This window comes from Mangrovibacterium lignilyticum, assembly GCF_010882175.1.
Classification (GTDB): domain Bacteria; phylum Bacteroidota; class Bacteroidia; order Bacteroidales; family Prolixibacteraceae; genus Mangrovibacterium; species Mangrovibacterium lignilyticum.
Window position 1 is genome coordinate 1,657,574 of record NZ_WKLH01000002.1, and the last position, 21,076, is coordinate 1,678,649.

A 21,076-nucleotide genomic window follows, 5' to 3' on the forward strand; every position below is an offset into this window, starting at 1 on the left:
GAACCGGATCACTCGAATACCCATTTGCACTTTCCGACTATTGTAAGCGAACGAACTGACCGTTTTAAGATCTTTTATTTTTAAAGTAACAGGGAACATAGCCCTATATCAATCGTAGGCAGCTGTTTAATCGATCGTGATTACAATTTTCCCTTTGCAATGCCCTTCAGCTAAATAGTGCATGGCCTCCGGTGCCTGTTCAAGCGGATAACACGTTTCAACAACCGGCTTAATCTTTTTATCATTAGCCAGTTGAGCGATGAATTCCAAGTCCGTCACCGTTGTCTTTTCGGCAAGCGATCGTATTTTCTTCGTTCCGAATGACAATAACCGACCAAAAAGGATTGCTTTGAACACTTGAGTCAACGCCCCGCCCACCATCACATACCGACCGCCAGGTCTTAAAATTCGCTTGCACGCCAATAAGGAATAATTGCCGTTGATCGCTACAATCAAATCATAGCTACGCTTATCCGTTAAAAAATTGTCCGTTGTATAATCAACCACATCATCGGCACCAAGCCATCTGGCTTGCTCCACATTCTTCGGACTGCACACAGCTGTTACTCTGGCACCAAAAAACTTAGCTAACTGTACCGCATACGATCCAACACCTCCACCGCTGCCAATAATTAATACGTCATCGCCCGGTTTAATTTCCCCTTTGTTTCGCAAGGCTTGCAAGGCGGTTTGCCCGGCCATCGGTAAAGTTGCAGCCTCTGCCACCGAACAGTTGACAGGTTTGGCCGTCACAAGTCTTTCCGGTGCTAGAGCATATTCTGCCAGGCCTCCAAACCCGTATTCCGCCAGATTACCGATAAGCTGATCTCCCGGTTTGTAAGCATGAATATTCTTTCCGACCGATTCGACGATACCGACAATGTCGGCCCCAAATATTTTCTTTTGAGGTATGATGCCCAGTTTTAGTGAACGGTAATCTGCAGCATTTAACGATACGGCTTGTACTTGAATCAAAAGCTCGTCGTCATTCGGAATTGGTTGGTCAACATCCGAATAAACCAATCGATAAGGAAGTGCTTTTTTGTTGTATACAATTGCTTTCATCATTACCATCTCCTCCCATCGGATTTATAGTCATTACTGGAATACAATTTACGAAACTACTTCCATTCCGGCATGCTGATTGCAACGGCTGTCATCTTCGCGCTGCTGCTGAACGGATGGATCATGTGTCAATGGAAACACCACGCGGAGGGATTCGCGCGGTAGCAGGGAGCGAAAGCAGGGGCTACTTTTCTTTTTAATATCCGGGCACTGGTGGTGCGTTCCAAAACCACACCAGGGCCATGCCGGCAATTCCTCCGGCTAAGACTATTGTCCAGACTATTTTTATCGCCTTGGCCGATGTCATCACGTTGTTCAGTCCCGGTCCTTGCAACCTTATCAATCCCGGATGCCTGGCCAGAAACGCTGCCCCATCTCTTCGGTAAATCCAGTTACTTCCCAAAATCCAGATACCGATTATTGAGCCATGTAAAACCAATACCGCCGGGTTCATCGATCTGGGGTGTAAATATTCCCAAATTCCGTTTGTCATTCCGGATAAATCACCGACAGCCATAATCACCCAAGGAATGTTCCCATAGAATAGCCACCCCGTTATTAGTTTGTTGTAGCCATCCCTGAGATCAGGATTGGCCGTAATATATTTCTGTGAGCGTACTTTGAAAACGATTCCGTTAAACACGTTCATCGCAATAAACACGACCCATGGATATTTAAAAATGAAGTCCATTCTTCTCTTTTTTTAATTGGTTCTTAAGGTTACGACTTATTATCAAGCGAATTTATCTGATACAAAGTCCGGATCATCGTCTAAACCACGCGATGCAATCGCGCGGTAGCTGCGCGGCTGCGCAGCGCGGAAACAATTGACTACCTCCTCCTCGTCCCCAGATCATTAAAAGGAGTAATGGTTTAGATACTACGGGCGTGCCACGGGTGTAAAAACAGGATTGCCTGAGTCGTCAACAGTCATTCTCCAACAATTGCCGTTCGGTGATTTCATAATAATCCCAGCGTTTACATCCTCAAGATAAATATCACCCGATTTGATCTGCAGCTTTTCGTGAGGATCATCAGTTCCAATACCAACATTGCCGGCACCATTGATCTTCATGTTGACAATCTTCAAGCTCTGACTCCCTCCCGTTGCACCATTTACAAATACAATATCACCTCCTGAATTATCGTTTTTGGTCGCTTCTATGATCAGACCATCTCCATAAGTTCTTAATTGGCCATGCTTTTTCCACCAACTATACGAATAGTTGTCTCCATGCATTCTCAGCACCGTATAGTTTTCACCGGAACCAGATCTTACTTCTAACGCAGCCGACGAATAAGACGAAATATCCTTGTTTTCAATATTCAAGAACGTTCTATTCCCGGTCGATACATTACCGACCACATCTAACTGAAAGGCTGGACTTGAAGTACCAATACCGACATTACCTGCGACATAATCAATCCCATTACTATTTCCGTTCCAATATGAATCTCCGGATTTATCGGCATACAGCGCATAAGGTACGCTTAACAGCTCGCTTGTACTGGTAATACTGTAATTTGTTCCTCCTTCAGGGGCCGTTTCAACTTGAATGAAATAAGGCCCGTTTGCCCATTCAATCGTCGAAAAATCGCCACTGCTTGTCCCCGTTCCGATCTCAACACTTACTAATCCATTCGCATTCGAGGTCGACCGTTGTGTTTCTACATATACCGGCTGCCCTGTTACATACCATTGCAGGATGCTGATCTTCATTCCAATAGACTGATTGGTTACCAATTCGTCGCTGTTGTTACGAATGACTGCCTGGTAACTCATTTTCGCAGGGCTTTGTGCCCAAAGCATTGCAGTTAATAATACTGCTAATACGGTTGTATATAACTTTTTCATCGTTGGTATATTTCAATAGTTCACGGCTGTATATTTCTGCCGGGTTGTTTTTCTAATAATCTTAAATGTTTTTATTGCTCTATTGCCATCTGTCACTTTTAAAAAGTAAGTTGCCACTGGTAACTTGTTCATTGCAATACTTGTTAGGTTCTCAGTTATCTTTTCTCTTTGCAATAACTTTCCATGCATATCATACAGTTCAAAATTCAAATTTGAAAGTTCAAGCTCTTTTAGCTCCAAGGTAAGATAAGCAGTGGTTGGATTGGGATAAGCCATAATCGAAAAGCTTATTTCATTTGGCTCTTCAGGCGGATCAATCACCACAACAGCATATGGCTGCTGAACGCCTTCGGCTACTGAGTTGTTGGTATCTGCATTGGTATGATAAACAACCTGCCCGATCGTATAACTAACCGTGCCACCGTTTCCTGCGGTGTCGCCTCCTGCAGCGTTAACGCTTTCCTGTGCTTTCAGGTCTGTTGCAGCAAAAACCAGCAAGATTACAACACTCAATAATAATTGTGGGATGTTCATTCGCATTCTTTTAATTTCGTCTGATCGGGTATCAATGCAACACGCACCTATTTCCCGATCTTGTTATTTAAATAAGTCGTCGCTGTTGTCGCAAATAAAGCTCGAATCGCCCAGACACCAGCGAGTAAAACAGGGCTAATTCATTTCTTCTAAAATTTGCCCGATCTCGGTACCGATTCGTTCGATCTCCTGGTCGTACGCATTCGTATTTTCGCTTAGGGCCCTGATGATGTATTCGTTGTGCGCAATCCGCAAATCGCAGTAGTGCACCAGTTTTTCATTTTGCTGTAACAGCTCTTCCGGTAAGTTCTCGATCGAAGCCACCCGGTGAAGGGCTTCTTTATTTTCCTTCCAGAGAATGGTTCCCTTCGCCAATTCGCGGGTAATCTTTTCCAGCGGTGTGGTCTCCATCACATCGAAGATCGCCAGCGCATTCTTTTCGTTTTCAACAAAGGTCGCCACTTCGCGATCATAGCGTTCCGTATCGAAGTTAAGACTGTATAAATTGCCCGACAGGTAGAGCGAACCGAACAGCAGGATCGCCAGCAGGCCCATAAACACAGCCCCGATGCCTGCAGCTTTCCAACCCGAATGAAACTCGCCTCCGCCAGCTTCATACGCTGCAATCCGGCTGCCTTGAATCTTCTCAACAAGCAGATAAATGATGCCACTGTAAATGGCCGGAATGAGTGCATTCGGAATTTTATCGCTAACCGCTTCGGGGATCGATAAAAGTGTCAGCAGGAGCAGTAAGGTTGAAACGAGGCCAATAACAAAGGCGGTTTTGCCTTGCTCTTCCTGCCCGAGCGCCTCGTAGTTCTTTTTGATCAGGTAGCCCGCAGCAGCCGGACCACCGAAAAACGTGGCAATGGCAATTGCCTTTTGTGAAAACAGTTTCTTTGACTCTTCCATTTTAATCTGCTCTAAATAGACAATATTTTAAAATCCTTTTTGCCTGTTAGTCAACACAGATCATAGATCCGTGCCGGTGGGGTTTTATAAATAATGATTAAGCCTTGATTATTACTTATCTAAATTGTTTCAAGCTCAAACTCAAAGATGTTTAAGCCTATTTTACCACAAGCGTTTTTATCCTTAGAATATGAAATTTGGCTATCATGTGTCGTCAAGATCTGTTGCGCAATCCATAATCCCATTCCAATTCCTTCTTTAGAGAATTCTTCAGCACTTTTATCACGAACATATTTCTCAAATATTTTATGCTTATTTTCATCGCATACGAAAGGCCCAATACTCTTGACTTTTACCTTTGCTCTATTATAATGTTGTGAAATCTCAATTTTAACCACTGAGCCGGGGGCTGAATATTTTAAAGCATTGTCCAATAAAATTAGAGGTATAAATTCAATAGATTCAAAGCATAAACTATTTCGGATATAAGCACCATCTACATTTGCTAACTCAATTGTAACATCCCTCTTCTTTATTGCTAAATGGTCAAATAATAACCTAATTTTATGGAACAGCTTAAAAATATTTATTTCTCGTTTAGTTCCGAATGATATACTCTTAGGATTAATAATAACGTCAATCATTCCGAGTTGAGTAGTTATCAACTCAAGTGCATTAAATAGGTCTTTATAGGATTTACCGCTATTCTCAAGTTTTTCCTCAAAGCTACTCCCAGGCAGGCTATTTATGATATCTTGTGTACAAGTAAAAAAGATATTCATTGACGTTTTGAAGTCATGAAACATTGCAAAATTTTTCTCAATTGATTCGTTTTCACGTATCTTTATATACTTGCTAATCTCATTTAGCTTTTTTTCAAATAACAAGATACTTTCTAGGTCAACAATCCAATCAAGTCTAACGTCTTTTCTGCTTCTATGAATTATATTATTACTTTTTGTTATTAAACCATTGAGAATGTAATCATACCCATCAAAAGAAAAAAGGAAGCAATCAAAACCTTTACTACATATAAAATGGGTATCCTGACACCCATTTGTAAAATAACGCACACAATCTTTATTCTTACATTTTTGAATACAGGTTTTATTTTGCTGTAATTCAATTGAATCAAAAAGCACACCTTGATATATAAATGGATATCTTGATATTGACTTGAATAATTGTAACTCCATCATTGAAAGAATTTGAAAATTGTATTACTAATAGAAATCACCTGCTTTATAAGTTCCAGACTTGCATTCGTTCCTGATAGAATCTTTTCTAAATCAGGTTTCATCCCACTATTTATTGTATTAGTAATTAGCTTATCAATGGATTTCCGTTCAGCAGGTTTAAATTCCTTATTTTCTAAAACTCCTCTCAATGTATTGATGTATCTATCCGGCTTATATTTTGTAACGATTAGATTATCGATGATCTTTTTCATTTTTAAAAAGTCACTTGGTTTAGCAATCTTCTCATCTGCTAATTCCCAGAATCTTGACTTACTTAGATCGTAACTATGCTGGGAAAAGGCAATAATTATTTGTGCTGGATTATTGGATTTAAGACTTTCCAATACACCAAGTCCATCATCTTCTGAAATATGCATTGCTACCCCTTGAATATCAAGAACAATAATATCATAAAAGCCAGATTCCAACTTACCATAATCCAATACTTTTTCCCATTTATCTATCGCATAACCTTCAGTCTGAAATAGTTTAACGGGAAAACTATCTTCCTCATCATCAACTACAACTATTCTAATTCGTTTTTTCAACTCATTAAAATCATATGTTTTATGCTTTCCATTAAAACTGAGTATTTCCTGTTTCTGCCATAAAAAATTTCGAGTAGACCCCATAGAATAATTAAATAGCTTTACTGCAATAAAATTGACTAATCCGGCTGCGCTTGTCGAAATAATACCACTTAAAATGGGGTCCATATTTTCAATAGTTAAGATTATTCTCTCATTTTAAAATTTGCATTTCTAGATGCTTAAACTATCATACAACGAATTCACGACCAATTCCTACGACTGTACAAATCAAAAACGACAAATACTATTATGTCAGTTCTATTATTCAGCTCTAGCTTTATAAATCCCCGAAAAGTACGAAATACCAACCAAACAAAATACAACATTCTGTTATTTAATTAGATTCTAAATACATCATAAACAGGCATTTTTATACCTCATAAAGCAAATCATATGCTCAACAACAGTTTAAAATAATGAGCATTCGGCAGTTTTACTATTGACTTTCATGTTTTGCAGGCGTAATTTTATGCTCACTTAGTAATAGCATTCTGTAAGTCAACTCCTTTCAATCGATGAAATACAATTCATCTATCCGGAATATATTCGGCACCGGGCTCAGACTGTCCATGCCGCAGCCAAACAGCCCGCTCAAGCGCGGCTCACTGGGGCTTATCATCGCTTCGGGGAGTATATTCAAAGCAGTCAATTGGGTTCGCCAGGCATTCAAATGCATCACGCAACAGACTGAAGACGTCACACCTTCAGCCAAGGACATGACGCAACAAGCTGACGACGTCACATCTTCAGCCAAGGACGTCACGCAGCAGGCTGACGACGTCTTACCTTCAGCCAAGGACATGACGCAGCAGGCTGACGACGTCATGTCTTCAGCCAAGGACGTGACGCAACAGGCTGACGACGTCACGTCTTCAGCCAAGGATATGCTGCTAAAGAACACATCAACAAACATTAAAGCACTCATTAATAGATTTTTGATAAAATCGAAGAATCTCTTCACCTGCTGTCAGGCCGGGAATAGAGCGATCCATTGGCGTATAAACCAACCGCCGGTGGCTAGCTACAACATAGCAATCAACTTCTTAAAGCATCCGTTCGGAGAGGGTACTGGCTTTCAATGCAGCCCCAAAGGAATTCCACACCTTTGGCCTCTCCATTTAGAGACGGAAAACCAATGATTAGCCGTCGGATGAGTGGCCCAACCGCTTAACGACAACCGCCCTGCCCTGCCGGAAAAGCCGGCAGATCAATCAAGGATTCAGTTCGTACCGATGTACGAACCGGCCGAAATACGTGCCGGGCGGAAATTAATTGTTTAGTATACGAACAAGTGATATACAATGAAAAAATCATACAGTATCCCGACTATTTTAGCGGAACAGTATAGTTTTCAGCGTACCGTAACTGAGCTCCTTGCTCAAAAAGCGACCGAATGGGGCGTTGCCCCGGAACAGGCGACGCTTATTCAGGGACTCAGTACAACCTATGAAAGCAAATACGAGGCCGCTTCGAATAGTCAAACCCAGAGTCCTGCGCTGACCTCGTCGCGCAGAGCTGCCTGGAAACCGCTTATTGCTGCAATAAGCGATTTATACAACAATAACCTCTTATATAATGGAGCTATCACGGCTGAAGACCAGGATGCGCTTCATATTCATGAAATTATTCTGGGTGCCCGCACGCCTTATGATGCACCGGTTAGCTCTCCGTCAATCAGTATGAGTACCGAGGATGTTTCGACCTTACATGTGAACTATACCACAACAGCATCGAGCAAATCGCATCGCAAACCTGCGGGTGTGGCGTTTTGCGAACTGGCTTGTAAAATTGGTGGTGACGCTCCAGCTGGCATTGAGGAATGTACGGCTCATTATAATATTTCGCATTCGAACCAGGAAATCGTGTTCACACCGGAACAACGAGGGAAAACCGTATTTACCTACGCACGCTGGGTAAACAAAAACGGTAAAAACGGGCCCTGGAGCAACCCGATCACGTCGATTATTCCCTAACCTACGGGCCGGGAAACTCTCAAACCGCCCTGACAGCGAAAAAGGATCCGATCTTTGGAAAGATTGGATCTTTTTGTTGGTGATTGGTGAGTTCTACCATCCCGGGGCTTCACTCCGGGCTAGTGTTATTTCACTTCGCAGGAGTACCAAAGCTGAGATTTAGAGGCATTTGATCCTTTTTATATAAAGCTGCAGTCAATCCTTTTATTCCGATAAAGTCAAAGCCAGCAGGCATTGTTTATGAGTTGCCGAGAGATGGCTTCGTCGTTCCTTCTCGCCATGACGACAGACTATGAAGAAGGTAAAGAGGCAAGGCTTTGCGGCACAGTCGCAAAGCCTTGCCTCTTATTTATAATACAACATTGTCATTGCGAGCCGGCTTTGCGCGCGAAGCAATCTAATTGCAACACAACATCGTCATTGCCGTTCCGGCTGGAATTCCGGATAGACGGACTATAAGGAGGAGTTTTTTGACGGCCAACGCACCCGCTCCGATCGGCAATTACGATAGCCGGCCTCATTTGAGTTGTCTCACATCTATGCGGGCCCTATTGCCAGAGAGACCTGTCTGCGCGATACTGTCGAAGACGTTATCAGGCTGAGTTGATGAAAAGACACTGAGCACAGCTAAGGTTCAATTGTCTCACAGGCATGCCGGCTCTTCCCCTCTCTACTGGTAGAGAGGGACGATAATGTCGAAGACGTTATCAGGGTGAGTTGATGAAAAGATGATTAGACATACTGATCCTGTCGGGTTCACCGGTGGTGATGCATCGTATTCCCGGGGTTTCGCCCCGGGCTGTTGCTCACGGCCCTTTGGGCCTTGATAGAAGAAAAAAGGATCCGATCTTTTGGAAAGATCGGATCCTTTTCACGTTTCCGGTAGGTTTTAACGGTGGGATGTAGCCGTTTTATTTCGACAGCATTTTAACGATCCACAGGATTAGGTACAGCCCTAAACCAACTCCGAAAATTAAGACACCGACCACGAAAGCAATGCGGATTGCTGTTACATTCCAGCCCAGTTTACCACTTAACCATTCTGACACGCCTAAAATCATAATTATTTATTTTTGGGGTTAACATTAAACCCAAATGTAGCAAATAAATATCGTCGATCGTACTTTAAGAATATCAAAAAGCAACAGCGGCCCAACAAACAAACTTCGTTATTCCTGTACACGAAAACGGGTGACACAGTGATAAGCTGAGTGTACACGGTTGCGCAGATTGCTTCGCTATGCCCGCAATGACGCGTCCGGACTATAAGGAGGCTGTCCCCTCTTGGAAATTCGTCATGACGAGGCAATCTGTCGCATCCTTTTCGACGTACACGACGAACGGGCAATTTGTGCCCCTGCGATGGGTTTGCCTAACAACGAAATGCTACATTCCAAGCACCAGCAACTTTACCCAGGCCAGTTGCAGCTCTCGCTCTGCATCCACGAACTGATCAACCGCTTCGTAGTTAAACTGCATTTCGAGCAGGTACTCAATCAGCGAGATTTGCCCGACACGGAGTGCTTCCTGCAGTAAATCCTGCTGTTGGATGCTTGCCAGCTCATCGCGAAAGCCATCCACACGTGCCGAGGCGAGTTGCACCGAACGGTAAAGCTTTTGCAAGGAGGATTGAAATTGCAGTTGAAAGTCCTGCTGTTCCAGCTGGTTCGATTCCTGCCGCAAACGGGCTGCCTTCACGGTATTCTTATTCTCCCACAGCGGAATGGAAAGCCCCAAAGTCACGCCCTGAAACTTCTCACCAACGGTATTCTCCATCATGTAACCACCGTTGATCTTCGGCAGGCTTTGACTGCGGTTCAGCCTGACTGCCCGATCGGCAGCATCAGCTTCGAGCGTGTACCAACGGGCCTGCGGATTGTTCTGCATAACGGCCTGTGCCCACTGCTCAAAGTCAGCAGGCAGGCTTACCGGTTCGTAAACGGTCTGTTCCACCGGCAGCGGCTGGTTGCCGTTAATGGCATTCAGGCTCAGTTGCAACAATTCCCGTTCCTGCTGCAAACGAGCCAGTGCCTTTTCCATTTGCATGAAGTTGAGCGCTGCCTTGTTGCGATCGATCCGGTTGGCATCGCCGGCCGTTAAGCGTTCCTCATAGGCATTGGCCAGCTTTCCGGCCAGATCAGTGCGCTCCTGCTGAATGGCAATCCGCTGATTCAGGTTGACCAGTTCAGCCCACAGCTGAGCGGCTTCCTGCATCAGGGCCAGGCGGTATTGGTCGGCACTCAGGTCGGCTTGCAGATCCCGCAGGTCGGCCAGTTTATTTTGATGGTGATAAACAGTTGGAAAGGCAATCTCCTGGCTCACCGATAAATCCTTCCGGTTGCCAATGGCTGAAGGACTTCCCCACAGATAGCCACCGCCAATCTCCGGGTTATCGGGCGTATTGCCAATCCGGTTCTCCGCTTTCTGCGCTTCGGTCAACGACTGTTGTGCGCGGTATGCGGTACTGTTTCGTTCAACTTCCTGTAAAACGCTATCGAGGCTTTGCTGCGCCATGGCCGGGATTACCCAAAGCACAGCCAGCAAAGCAAAACTAATTTTTCGCATCGTCATTCTGTTTTAATAGTCCAAAGCGGTGCAGCAATTGGTAAATAACCGGCACCAGGTAAATATTCAGCAAGGTTGAAGACAACAGTCCACCCAAAATCACTTTGGCCATCGGGCTTTGAATCTCGTTGCCCGGTGCATGACCGCGAAAAGCCAACGGAATCAAGGCCAGTGCAGCCGTCAGTGCTGTCATCAGGATCGGGTTCAACCGATCGACTGAGCCACGAATGAGAATGTCGCCCAGTTTCATGCCCTGCTCTTCCATTTGCTGAAAGCGCGAAACCAGCAGAATCCCGTTTCGGGTGGCAATACCAAACAAAGTGATGAAACCGATAATAGCCGGGATGCTGATAATGCCTGACGTGACATAAATGGCGAAAACACCACCGATCAAAGCCATCGGCAGGTTGAGCAAAATGATGCCTGCCAGCTTCAGGTTTTTGAACTCCTGGTACAATAGGAGGAAGATGATGAGGATGGCCAGGGCCGTTGTCATCGCCAGGGTCCGCGAGGCTCGTGCTTCACTTTCGAACTGCCCGCCGTATTCAATGCGATAGCCTTCGGGAAGGCTGATATTTTTGCTAATCTCCTGCTGAATATCTGTTACGGCACTGCGCAGATCACGCTCGCTCACGTTGGCCGAGATCACCAGCTTACGTTGTACATCTTCGCGGCTCACGCGGTTGGGTCCGGCAACCGATACAATTTCGGCAACCTGCTCCAACGGGACTTTCCCTCCCGCGCCGGTATCAATCAAGGCCGACTTCAGTCCTTCCATCGTATCGGTGTAATCGGAGTTGAAACGCAGCACAAGGTCGAAACTTTGCTGACCTTCGTATATGTCGCCCAGCTTTTCACCGCCCAGCGCCAAATCGACAAAATGGGTAAACTCGTCGATGCTGATGCCATACTGCGCCAGCATGGCCCGACGTGCCTTGATCTGGATTTGAGGAACCTCAACCTGTTGTTCCACATTCACATCAACCAGACCATCAATATCCGAGACGGACTGCTGTATCTGTGTTCCGATGCGGTAAAGCTCGGTCAGTTCTGTTCCGAACAGCTTAATGGCGATATTGGCCCGCGTTCCCGAAAGCATGTGATCGATGCGGTGCCCGATGGGTTGGCCAACGGTTGCGGCAATACCCGGAATACCGTGCAGCTTTTCGCGCACATCGGCCATAAAGGCCTCGCCGGAACGATCGGCCAGTTTAAACTTGACCTCGATTTCGGCACTGTTGGTTGCCTGCGAGTGTTCGTCCAGCTCTCCCCGCCCCGTTCGACGGGCTGTGCTTCGCACTTCGGGTATCGACAATAGTTCTTCTTCAATCAACTTGCCCAATTGGTTGCTCTCATCGAGCGAAATCCCCGCCTGACTGACGGCAGCAATCGTCAATGCGCCTTCGTTGAATTCGGGCAGGAAACTACGCCCCATGCCGCTTAATAAGATGACGGAAATGAGCAACAAGGCAAAAGCCGCTCCCAGGACCAGCTTCTTCCAACGAAAAACGGCTAACAAGGAACGCTCGTAGTAGTGATTCATGTTGCGTATGAGCCAGCTCTCTTTGCTTTTCCGCCCCAGGTATTTTTCGCCGGTGAGCAACAAGCGACACAACAGCGGCGTCAGGGTCATGGCTACAATCAGCGACACAAACAGCGACACGATGTAGGCAATCCCGAGCGGCTTCAACATGCGTCCTTCCATGCCCGACAGGAAGAAGAGCGGGATGAAAGCCACCATGATAATCAGTGTGGCATTGAAGATGGAGGAACGAATTTCTTTGGAGGCCTCATACACGACTTTCCAGGCCGCCACCTGATCGGCCTTCGGCTGTTGATGGTTTTGCCGCAAGCGCTTGAAGACATTCTCCACATCGATAATCGCATCGTCAACCAGCGAACCGATGGCAATGGCCATTCCTCCCAAACTCATCGTGTTGATGCTTAATCCGAGTGCCTTCAGAACCAGCACTGCACCCAGCAGCGACAAGGGAATGGCCAGCAGCGAGATGATGGTGGTCCGGAAACTTCCCAAAAACACGAAGAGGATGATGACCACAAACAAGCCCCCTTCGAGCAGGGAATCCTTCACGTTGTTCACGGCCGTTTCAATGAAATCAGCCTGCCGGAAGATGTGGGTATCCAAGACCACATCGGGTGGTAAGGTCTGACTTAAAGCATCCAGATTATCCGATATGCGTTCAGTCAGTTTCAGCGTGTTGGTATTGGGTTGTTTGGATACCGAAAGAATCACGGCGGGTTTACCATTCTGCGAGGCGTAGCCCATCTTCACGGCCGCGTCGATCTTCACCTCGGCAACATCTTCAACGTACACCGGCTGACCGTCCTTTAACTTGATCAGTGAGCGTCCCAAATCAGACAAATTTGATGTACGGGCCATGCCACGCACCACATATTCGTTGCCGTATTCACGCACAACACCGCCGGTCGCATTTTCGCTGATGCCACTGCAAACCGATGCCAGCTCATCGAGACCCACATCGTAAAGATCCATCAGTCGCGGGTTGGCTAATATCTTATATTGTTTGTAATCGCCGCCAATAATGGTCACCTGCGAAACACCACCTGTAGCCAGCAATACCGGCTTGACGTTCCACTCGGCCATTGTGCGCAGATCCATCATGCTGGTCGAGTCGGCCTGCAAGCCCACGAACATCACCTCGCCCATCACACTCGACTGCGGCGCCATGATTGGTTGCCCAACGCCGACCGGCATCTGTCCGGCCAGCATAACCAGCTTCTCACTCACTATTTGCCGGGCTTTGAAGATGTCGGTTCCCCAATCAAATTCAACCCAAACAAACGAAAACCCCTGCGATGAGCTGGAGCGAACACGACGCACATCGGTCGCACCGTTCACTGCCGTTTCAATGGGGAAAGTCACCAGTCGTTCCACCTCTTCGGCGGCCATGCCATGCGCATCGGTCATCACCACAACAGTTGGCGCGGTGAGATCGGGAAACACATCCACGTCCATATCGCGGGCGGTGTAAATACCGGCAAAGAGCAACAGTGCCGCTCCCAACAAGACGATTAGTTTATTCTGAAGGGAAAATTGAATTATTCGATCTAACATAGCTCCTCCCTTCGATTAATGCACATGCCCGGCGTGCGGGTCCAGTGTTGATGAAGCCGAAGCTAATTTCAGCATAACAGCCCCTTTAGTCACAATCCGCTCATCGGCGTTCAGGCCCTTGGCAATAGCGGTTTCGTAGCCATTGGAGGATCCCGGGACCACCTGCCGTTTCTCGAAGAGCTCCGGGTTAAGCTGCACAAAGACAAAGAAGTTGCCTTGCTGTTCAACCAAGGCCGAAACGGGCACCACGACTTCCTCTTTTTCAGAAGCGGTAGTCATATTCAGCTCCACATAGCTCCCCGGAATGAACTCACCCGAATTGTCCGCTTCGAAATAAACCGGCAACAGGAAGTTATTGTCCTGCGCACGCTTGCCAACCGACAAGAGCTTACCGTTCAATTCGTCCAGATTGCGCCAACCGGGATTGCTGCAATAAAAAGCCACGGAACTGATTTTCGACAACAGGGCACTGTACTTCTGTTGCACGCCGGCAACGAGCTGCACCTTTCCATAGCTGGCGAGGGTTGCCAAAGGCTCACCGGCAGCAACATGCTGCCCGTTCTTCACCCAAACCTTTTCCAGCACACCGGTCTTCGATGCCCGAACGGACTGTCCTTCGGTATTGAAGTTCTGCTTCAGGTTTTCATACTTTGCCTTGGCTTTCTCAAAGCTATTTTGGGATTGAAGGAATTCCTTCTGAGATACAATCTGTTTGTCTGCCAGCTGCTTCATCCGGTCGTACCCGGCTTTGGCCAGCTCGTAATCACCCTCGGCAGTTTGATACACCAAAGCGGCATTATCGTCACCCATGCCGGTACCCGAGATGGTAAACAGCTGCTGGCCTGCCGACACCGTACTGCCGGCAACAATGCCTGCCGACACAAACTGAACGACACCACTTGTTTGGGCAGTCAGCGTATGGGTTTGTGCAGGAAGTGCCTCAACACGGGCAGTTGCTTTGATCAGTTGTCCGAAAGGCTTGTGCTGCGGCAAAGCGGTGGCAAAGTCAATCTTCCACGACTGCTCCTTGGTAAATCCAACGGCTGTTGACGGCGCTTCTTCTTCCTCCAGGGAATGATGGGCATCGTGCTCGTCCGCAAACACCTTCACCGGAACAAGGAGTTCGTTAGCATCGTTGCCCGTTGTTATATGGAATGTCAAAACCCCTTCGCCGGCCTTGATGGCTTTTACCGGCAGCCTGTAAATTCCGGGGGACACCGCTTCAGCTTTCGCCTCAACCGTTTGCCCGCCCACATTAAGTGACGCGCTTACCGCCGCATCTTGCAAGGGCTTAAAATCTGCCAGGCAAGTAAAATGAGCCAATACCGCTGTTGTCTGGCCGACAACAAAAGGAGCTGCCTCGGCATAGAGTTCGTACGTATCGGTATATTGGATCAGCTTTTGACCAAGCTCTCCGTGATGATCATGTGCATCGGCACTGTGATCTTGTTCTGAATTCTGATGGCTTGAGCATGCTGCCAGCAAACAAGCTGCAGCAATAGCCACGACATATAATCGCTTCATTCTGTTGTATTGAAAATGATTAATATAGAAAGACCATTCAATTTGTTATTTCAAACTGAACAGCCAGGTAATTGACATCGGACACAAGTGTGCTCCAATAAAAAGGATTAAGCGATTACAGGAGGTGCCCGAAGTCCGGAGGTATGTTGTTCGGGCGTTTTAGGAACAAAAACGCGTTGTTCGTACCAGGTGATTGCTTCCTCTTCGGGGAAGCAGATCTCGAAGAGGACAAAAGCCGTCAGTGTTGCGACTCTCAGATCCAGTGTTTTCCCGGGAACAGGCCTGACATCGAAATGACAAGGAGTCTGTGATTGATTTTCGTGATGACAGGAACTGTCGGCACAAAGCTCCATGTGCGATTCAGACTGAAGCGGGGAAATTTCCTGGCAACAGTTATCCGTAAAGGATTTTTCATGGTGATGATGCGCCACAAAGCTATGGCCTAACACGATCAAATAGACCGTGAGAAGCACCAGAGATAGCATATAGCGGATCTTTTCCATGTAACAAAGATAGCTTTTTCGAGCAAGGTCCCAAATCCCTAAAAGTAGGGACTTGCGTTACGACCGACTGACCTGAAAGCCACTTTGCGATAAACTGATATCGACAAAACGAGCGCTGTTATTCGGTGGATTTGAGTTTAGGATTTGCTTGATACGACCGGCAGCTTCAGGGCTTTTGGCCAGCATAAACATGTAACCACCACCTCCGGCACCCGGCAATTTATAAGCCAGGCATAAATCGCGGATCTGTGTGATAATGGCTTGTATTGCGGGCGGGTTGGTTCCCGGATCCAGGTTTTGCTTTTGCTGCCAGGTCAGGACGACCTGCTCGGCAAACTGTTCGTAGCTTCCGGTTTGCAAGGTCTCGAAGGTTGTTTGCGCATGTGCCTTAATCTCATCCAAAATAGCCAGATGACGCGTTGAGTTCAGGAACATTCCGCGGACAATCTCTGCTAAGATATTTTTAGCGGTTCGTGTTATTCCGGTATAGTAAAGCAACATGCATTCCCGGTATTCTGGACGGGTAAACAGGTAATCGGGTGTCCAGCGAACCGTTGGTGACTGATGTAGCCCTGATCGGGTCTCCAACAACTTCACACCGGGGAATACCCCACCGTACTGGTCCTGCCATCCACCACCAGTTGTCAGCAATTGTTCCAACACCAGCGTACGGTTACAGATTTCGTTTTTGTCCCAGTTTAAGCCACAGAAATCAGACAACGCGCCCAAGACTGTTGCAGCCAAAATAGAGCTGGTTCCCAGCCCCGATCCTTTAGGAATAGCGGCTAACAACGAAATCTCAATTCCGCAGCCAAAGGCTTTCAGCTGATCTTCCAGACTTCCTTTTACCAGTTTCGAGAATGCGGGACCAAAACCCGCCAGGCTCAGGGCCGCTTTGGGAATGGAGAAGGGCGAACCTACTTTTTGGTAATCAGCCAGCTCTTCAAATGTTGTCACATCTTCACGGGCTCCCAAATCAATGGAACGCAGGATGATTTTATACTCGTCACACGGTTTGATGTACACCTGCAAGGGAGGTTGTCCATTCAATTCGATGGCCATATTCAGAACAGAACCACCAGACATCAGGCAATATGGCGGCGTATCACTCCAACCGCCGGCTAAATCAATTCGCACCGGGCTGCGGCCCCACACGATCTGATCGGGGAAAACATTCAGTTGCGGAACAACCAAATCGCCTTTCAACGATTGGATCAAACTTTCGCGTAAAAGCGTGAACGCATTTTGTTCTTCCGGCAGAGGATCTTTCCCCGCGTATTGGGCCAAACGACTTCGGAACATCTGGTCGTGCAAACGTGTAATTGCTGATTCCTGCTCACTCAAAGGAGCAGGCGGCACGATGTTGTTTTCGGCAAAATCACGTGCAGCATCATCTAAATTAATCTGATAAAACACACTGCGCTGGTAGTTCTTCGCCAGCACCGGCCAGTTCTTCAGCCGAAAGGCTTTGCGTTGCTCGTATAAACGAAACAGGTTGGCTTTTGCTGAAATGGCTGTGGCAGACAATCGCTCGCTGTTCAACCAAAGCGATCTCATCTCATCATCCTTTACCGGATGAATCATCCAATTCAGCAACCGGCCCATCAGCTCAACATCCTGAACTAAGGGAAACAAAGCTGCTTGTTGAATATCTGTATCCGGTAAAATACCGGCCTCCTGCAAAGAAATGTCGTGCAGAAAAAACCACTCCGGCAAAGAAATCCCCATCCACTTGGTCGACTTATCTGCAACTTCACCGGAGAACTTATCTGAAAAGCCGTAAGGCCGTATCGCAAGATCCTTCTCGCCAACAGGAACAATATCAATCGAAGTCTTGACCGGAAGTTCAATCTGCCAGTCGTTTTCTGGAATACCCGTTAAAATGTGTTGTTTGGCCAAGGTCCAGTTTTTCCCGAGGTAGCTGTTTTCAACCCACAACTCCGAATGATCAGCAGAAAGCGGGATATCAATAACCGCATTTTGCACAAACATCGCCGGATGAGGTTTCACATTCTTGGTCCAAATGCTGCGTTGGTCTTTCACCCGGTTTTGAACCGCCAAAGTTGATGAGATCAGCTCGCGACTGGTGCCATAGTGGTAAAATTCGCCACCGGGTAAAGGCAAGATTGCAACGGATAAGTCATTAAGCTCGGGATCTGCATTCTCGGCCTGCGAACCAAGGTTAATGCCAAATTCACCATATAAATCATAGAATGAAGGCGTCCAGTCGGCAGCGGGATTCTCAGCATCGAAGCCTGACTTTTTCATCAACAGCTTAACGGCCCGGTCACTGAGCAGCCAAACACCAATATCCATCAAAAACAGCTTATTAACCGCCAGACTCCGGATTGTTTCGCTACTTGGCTTTTGCAACATGTAAAGCAGTTCGTGCGGATATTCCCGTTCACAAACATACACCCCGTGATTGGTTGCCAACTCGGGCTCAACCCACAAGCCATAGCAGATCACATCAGCCTGGGGCAGCTTTTCAATTTTATCATTGGCACGAATAAAAGTGTCACCACTGGCAATTAACGTATTGACACCTGCCGGAGCATGTGCCATGATCTTTTCGTACAGTGGCAATTGCAAATCCATCAGGTTTTGATCCAGCCGCTGTCCACGCTCGTACCGAAAAACCGGTATGGGAGTTAAGATCTTACCACAAGTGGCATACGAGGGTAAGCGACGACTCTGTCCACCCGCATGAATAATAATCCGTTGGTCCTTTTTCAGCCAGTTACTGAACGACTGCTCCGGGTTCTCTTTCTGCCAGTTTTGATAAAACAACCAGGACGTCCCGCCACCGGAACCGACTTTGGTTCCAACAGGATCACTGGCACAGAAATATTCGGATTCGGAAACTTGTTCCAACTGATGAAATTGGCTAACGAGATTTTCGGGTAACGAGAGTAGTTTTTTCATGTCTTAAATTGTGGAAAATCAAAAATAGGGAATTTATTTAGACCCGCCTCTCAAAACATTATGTTCCCACCTAAAATATTGTGTCACATCACACCCTCTTCGAAAATCATTTTTATGTTTCCCTGAACACTAAAATGTCGATTTCATCGTTCAATCTAACAGCAAAAGAAGATGGATTTTCCCCAAACAGGATGAAAGAATAAATCCAGAACAATCTAACGCGTGGAATATGAGATTAAAACAGCTAACAAGAACAGCATTCAGCTTCGCCCTGATATTGACCTCCTTTACCTTGTTCGGACAGAACAGAATCATCCGTAACCAGGGGTTTTATTACACCATTGAGGGAAGTGCGGGCTATGGGTTGAAAATGACAACTGACTACCCACCAAACTGGCATGACGATTTTTCGCCCATGAATTTCGGAATCAAGGGATCGGCCAACATCTTTTTAAATTATCACATTTCTACCGGCGCAGGCCTGGGGCTAAACCAATATACAAGTCCCAACATAAGCACCCTGCCAGTCACCGCCAATGTCAAATACTTTTTTGGCAAACCAGCCAGAACACCTTTTATATATGCTGAAGGCGGCTATGCCTTTCGCACGAAAGCCGACAAACAACATAAGGGACCGGTTTATGAAGTTGGCCTCGGCTACCGTCACCAGCTGCAAAACCGGTATAATTTCCTGATGTTCAAAATTGGCTACAGCTACTTTAAGACCAAACACTGGATTTGGGATCACAAACCAAACACCGTCCCCTCAGATTGGGATATGCAGTGGTACTTTTTGGAACGTCCGGCCATTAACTTCACGATTTGTTTCTACCACTCGACGAGATATTAGATATTAGACTTCAGATATTAGAACATTAGATGATAGAAAAAAGAAGGCCGGGACTGTGTTGACATTCCCGGCCTTCCTGCTATAATCGTTTTTAGTTGTAGCGTCTGAAAAAGTTATGCATCTGATCGGTCAAACGCGAATAAATCGGTTTGGTAAACTCCAGAAACATATCTTGTGGTCCCGGCGGCGGAACAGCCTGGTTGTTCAAAATCCGCACTTCTTCTTTTGTCAACACACGCTCATCACCAATAAAAATACCATATTGGTTACGCCATAGGAACTCGCCCGGGATATTGTTATCCAGAAGCAGTTTATTGGCCTGAAATTCATTGACACGCACTTTTATCAGTCCACCTGATGCAACTTCATCAGTGATCACTCTGATTTTCCCTTTTACTTTCACCAGTCGCTTTTCGGTACGCACCGAGTCACGGGAAACTTTCACCTTTACTTCTTCTTCAATCTCACGATTCAGGTTTTGCTCTTCTTCATAATGTTTCGGACGCTCAATGTAAAAGTCCATAAAGGCCAAATTCACCACCATATCGGGGTATTTCAAATTAATCTTCTCAGCTTCCTGCGGGGTGAAAAAGTTCACAAAGCTTTCTGATGGATAAAGTTGATTCATCCGCTCCATCAGCTGGCTGTAAAAGAAATCAGCCGTCAGTTCATAATTCATCGATGGGGCCGGAAGCGGTTCGACAATCACCCGCAAGGTGGCCAGCTCCTTCGCCTCGTTCATCTGTTGCAGCACATCTTTATAACCGGGCACCAAACGATCGCACTCGCGGAAGTTCCGGCAAGCCTGCTTGGCATCATCCCTCGTTTGGCGATCAAGGGAAGCCATTCCTGCAGCATAATGCTCCTCAGCAGCACGCTGGAAAACATCATCCAATTCCGATGTGTAAATTTTGGGAGAAGGGATTATCTTTCGGGCAGCCGGAATACGACGGATAGTCTCCGAAATTCCATTTACCTGCTGCATGACAGCCAATGTTCTGTTCCACTTGAACGGATCGTTTCCGGCCAGCGTTTGGTCGATCTCTTCCTGGTAATATTGCATCGCCATAGGATAACCATCGGCCACAACCTGCTGCGCTTTGCGGTTATTCGGGTCTTGACTTAAACGGTTCACCGCTTTCGAGATGGCTTCTTTAAAGTTGCCTTGATCCAATGCTTTTTGTCCGGAAGAACAAGCTCCCAGAATCAACACAACCGACAGTAACCAGTAAATCTTTTTCATAAGAATTCAATTTAAATCAATCAGGTTAAATAAAAGGAATGATGAAAGACTGGTATCGAAAATAATGCCACAAATTAAATCGCAACGTTTGCGCACGCAATTTCCGCTCTTGTTCGAAAGCAAAAACCGATTCAATCAAATACGAAAGGCACAACTCATTTAACTTCCGCTAAGTACTCTTTTCATTCCGAAAGTAAAAATA

Annotated in this window: 17 protein-coding genes; 3 read left to right on the forward strand and 14 right to left on the reverse strand. The window is 46.4% G+C overall.

Annotated elements, in window-relative coordinates; all coding sequences use genetic code 11:
- Positions 1 to 126: 126 nt before the first annotated feature.
- From GJV22_RS13760 to GJV22_RS13790, 7 genes are all read right to left on the reverse strand, one after another.
- Complete coding sequence (locus GJV22_RS13760; protein ID WP_205461873.1) at positions 127 to 1,068, reverse strand: NAD(P)-dependent alcohol dehydrogenase; 942 nt, start codon at positions 1,066 to 1,068, stop codon at positions 127 to 129.
- Positions 1,069 to 1,261: 193 nt separating this feature from the next.
- Entirely contained in the window at positions 1,262 to 1,756 is a 495-nt protein-coding gene (locus GJV22_RS13765; RefSeq protein ID WP_163714516.1) for a hypothetical protein, read from the reverse strand.
- A gap of 189 nt (positions 1,757 to 1,945) precedes the next feature.
- Positions 1,946 to 2,920: a hypothetical protein gene (locus GJV22_RS13770; RefSeq protein ID WP_163714518.1), complete on the reverse strand. Its 975-nt coding sequence runs from the start codon at positions 2,918 to 2,920 to the stop codon at positions 1,946 to 1,948.
- Positions 2,921 to 2,932: 12 nt separating this feature from the next.
- Positions 2,933 to 3,454, reverse strand: coding sequence for a T9SS type A sorting domain-containing protein (locus GJV22_RS13775; RefSeq protein ID WP_163714521.1), 522 nt, complete (start codon positions 3,452 to 3,454; stop codon positions 2,933 to 2,935).
- 135 nt (positions 3,455 to 3,589) lie between these two features.
- Complete coding sequence (locus GJV22_RS13780; RefSeq protein ID WP_163714525.1) at positions 3,590 to 4,366, reverse strand: hypothetical protein; 777 nt, start codon at positions 4,364 to 4,366, stop codon at positions 3,590 to 3,592.
- A 119-nt stretch (positions 4,367 to 4,485) separates the two neighbouring features.
- Positions 4,486 to 5,565, reverse strand: a complete 1,080-nt coding sequence (locus GJV22_RS13785; RefSeq protein WP_163714527.1) for a sensor histidine kinase — start codon at positions 5,563 to 5,565, stop codon at positions 4,486 to 4,488.
- Complete coding sequence (locus tag GJV22_RS13790; protein WP_163714530.1) at positions 5,562 to 6,320, reverse strand: response regulator; 759 nt, start codon at positions 6,318 to 6,320, stop codon at positions 5,562 to 5,564. Before GJV22_RS13790 ends, GJV22_RS13785 begins: the two co-directional genes overlap by 4 nt.
- Before the next feature lie 389 nt (positions 6,321 to 6,709).
- Here GJV22_RS13790 and GJV22_RS13795 point away from each other — a divergent pair, with 389 nt between their 5' ends.
- Together GJV22_RS13795 and GJV22_RS13800 are read left to right on the forward strand one after the other, a co-directional pair.
- Entirely contained in the window at positions 6,710 to 7,333 is a 624-nt protein-coding gene (locus tag GJV22_RS13795) for a hypothetical protein (RefSeq protein WP_163714532.1), read from the forward strand.
- Positions 7,334 to 7,495: 162 nt separating this feature from the next.
- Positions 7,496 to 8,167, forward strand: a complete 672-nt coding sequence (locus tag GJV22_RS13800; RefSeq protein WP_163714534.1) for a hypothetical protein — start codon at positions 7,496 to 7,498, stop codon at positions 8,165 to 8,167.
- 911 nt (positions 8,168 to 9,078) lie between these two features.
- Here the strand turns inward: GJV22_RS13800 and GJV22_RS13805 are convergent.
- The 6 genes from GJV22_RS13805 to GJV22_RS13830 form a co-directional block, all read right to left on the reverse strand.
- On the reverse strand, positions 9,079 to 9,228 hold the full coding sequence (locus GJV22_RS13805) for a PspC domain-containing protein (protein WP_163714537.1): 150 nt from the start codon (positions 9,226 to 9,228) through the stop codon (positions 9,079 to 9,081).
- A 325-nt stretch (positions 9,229 to 9,553) separates the two neighbouring features.
- Positions 9,554 to 10,732: a TolC family protein gene (locus GJV22_RS13810; RefSeq protein ID WP_163714540.1), complete on the reverse strand. Its 1,179-nt coding sequence runs from the start codon at positions 10,730 to 10,732 to the stop codon at positions 9,554 to 9,556.
- Positions 10,719 to 13,829, reverse strand: coding sequence for an efflux RND transporter permease subunit (locus GJV22_RS13815; protein ID WP_163714543.1), 3,111 nt, complete (start codon positions 13,827 to 13,829; stop codon positions 10,719 to 10,721). Before GJV22_RS13815 ends, GJV22_RS13810 begins: the two co-directional genes overlap by 14 nt.
- Positions 13,830 to 13,844: 15 nt before the next feature.
- Entirely contained in the window at positions 13,845 to 15,353 is a 1,509-nt protein-coding gene (locus GJV22_RS13820) for an efflux RND transporter periplasmic adaptor subunit (RefSeq protein WP_163714545.1), read from the reverse strand.
- A 107-nt stretch (positions 15,354 to 15,460) separates the two neighbouring features.
- Positions 15,461 to 15,856, reverse strand: a complete 396-nt coding sequence (locus GJV22_RS13825) for a DUF6769 family protein (RefSeq protein ID WP_163714549.1) — start codon at positions 15,854 to 15,856, stop codon at positions 15,461 to 15,463.
- 57 nt (positions 15,857 to 15,913) lie between these two features.
- The gene (locus tag GJV22_RS13830) at positions 15,914 to 18,781 is read right to left on the reverse strand and encodes a bifunctional fucokinase/fucose-1-phosphate guanylyltransferase (RefSeq protein WP_163714552.1); all 2,868 of its coding nucleotides are present in this window, start codon (positions 18,779 to 18,781) and stop codon (positions 15,914 to 15,916) included.
- 229 nt (positions 18,782 to 19,010) lie between these two features.
- Between GJV22_RS13830 and GJV22_RS13835 the strand changes: the two genes are divergently transcribed.
- Positions 19,011 to 19,631, forward strand: coding sequence for a hypothetical protein (locus tag GJV22_RS13835; RefSeq protein WP_163714555.1), 621 nt, complete (start codon positions 19,011 to 19,013; stop codon positions 19,629 to 19,631).
- A gap of 91 nt (positions 19,632 to 19,722) precedes the next feature.
- On the opposite strand, the gene GJV22_RS13840 is transcribed toward GJV22_RS13835, so the two are convergent.
- The gene (locus tag GJV22_RS13840; protein WP_163714558.1) at positions 19,723 to 20,874 is read right to left on the reverse strand and encodes a hypothetical protein; all 1,152 of its coding nucleotides are present in this window, start codon (positions 20,872 to 20,874) and stop codon (positions 19,723 to 19,725) included.
- Positions 20,875 to 21,076 lie beyond the last annotated feature (202 nt).

Excerpts from the sequence above, each read along its gene's own strand:
- GJV22_RS13825 (WP_163714549.1), bottom strand. The coding sequence starts at position 15,856 with ATGGAAAAGATCCGCTATATGCTATCTCTGGTGCTTCTCACGGTCTAT.
- GJV22_RS13800 (WP_163714534.1), top strand. The coding sequence starts at position 7,496 with ATGAAAAAATCATACAGTATCCCGACTATTTTAGCGGAACAGTATAGT.
- GJV22_RS13795 (WP_163714532.1), top strand. The coding sequence starts at position 6,710 with ATGAAATACAATTCATCTATCCGGAATATATTCGGCACCGGGCTCAGA.
- GJV22_RS13840 (WP_163714558.1), bottom strand. The coding sequence starts at position 20,874 with ATGAAAAAGATTTACTGGTTACTGTCGGTTGTGTTGATTCTGGGAGCT.
- GJV22_RS13790 (WP_163714530.1), bottom strand. The coding sequence starts at position 6,320 with ATGGACCCCATTTTAAGTGGTATTATTTCGACAAGCGCAGCCGGATTA.
- GJV22_RS13760 (WP_205461873.1), bottom strand. The coding sequence starts at position 1,068 with ATGATGAAAGCAATTGTATACAACAAAAAAGCACTTCCTTATCGATTG.
- GJV22_RS13805 (WP_163714537.1), bottom strand. The coding sequence starts at position 9,228 with ATGATTTTAGGCGTGTCAGAATGGTTAAGTGGTAAACTGGGCTGGAAT.
- GJV22_RS13810 (WP_163714540.1), bottom strand. The coding sequence starts at position 10,732 with ATGCGAAAAATTAGTTTTGCTTTGCTGGCTGTGCTTTGGGTAATCCCG.
- GJV22_RS13815 (WP_163714543.1), bottom strand. The coding sequence starts at position 13,829 with ATGTTAGATCGAATAATTCAATTTTCCCTTCAGAATAAACTAATCGTC.
- GJV22_RS13765 (WP_163714516.1), bottom strand. The coding sequence starts at position 1,756 with ATGGACTTCATTTTTAAATATCCATGGGTCGTGTTTATTGCGATGAAC.
- GJV22_RS13780 (WP_163714525.1), bottom strand. The coding sequence starts at position 4,366 with ATGGAAGAGTCAAAGAAACTGTTTTCACAAAAGGCAATTGCCATTGCC.
- GJV22_RS13835 (WP_163714555.1), top strand. The coding sequence starts at position 19,011 with ATGAGATTAAAACAGCTAACAAGAACAGCATTCAGCTTCGCCCTGATA.
- GJV22_RS13775 (WP_163714521.1), bottom strand. The coding sequence starts at position 3,454 with ATGAACATCCCACAATTATTATTGAGTGTTGTAATCTTGCTGGTTTTT.
- GJV22_RS13770 (WP_163714518.1), bottom strand. The coding sequence starts at position 2,920 with ATGAAAAAGTTATATACAACCGTATTAGCAGTATTATTAACTGCAATG.
- GJV22_RS13820 (WP_163714545.1), bottom strand. The coding sequence starts at position 15,353 with ATGAAGCGATTATATGTCGTGGCTATTGCTGCAGCTTGTTTGCTGGCA.
- GJV22_RS13830 (WP_163714552.1), bottom strand. The coding sequence starts at position 18,781 with ATGAAAAAACTACTCTCGTTACCCGAAAATCTCGTTAGCCAATTTCAT.
- GJV22_RS13785 (WP_163714527.1), bottom strand. The coding sequence starts at position 5,565 with ATGATGGAGTTACAATTATTCAAGTCAATATCAAGATATCCATTTATA.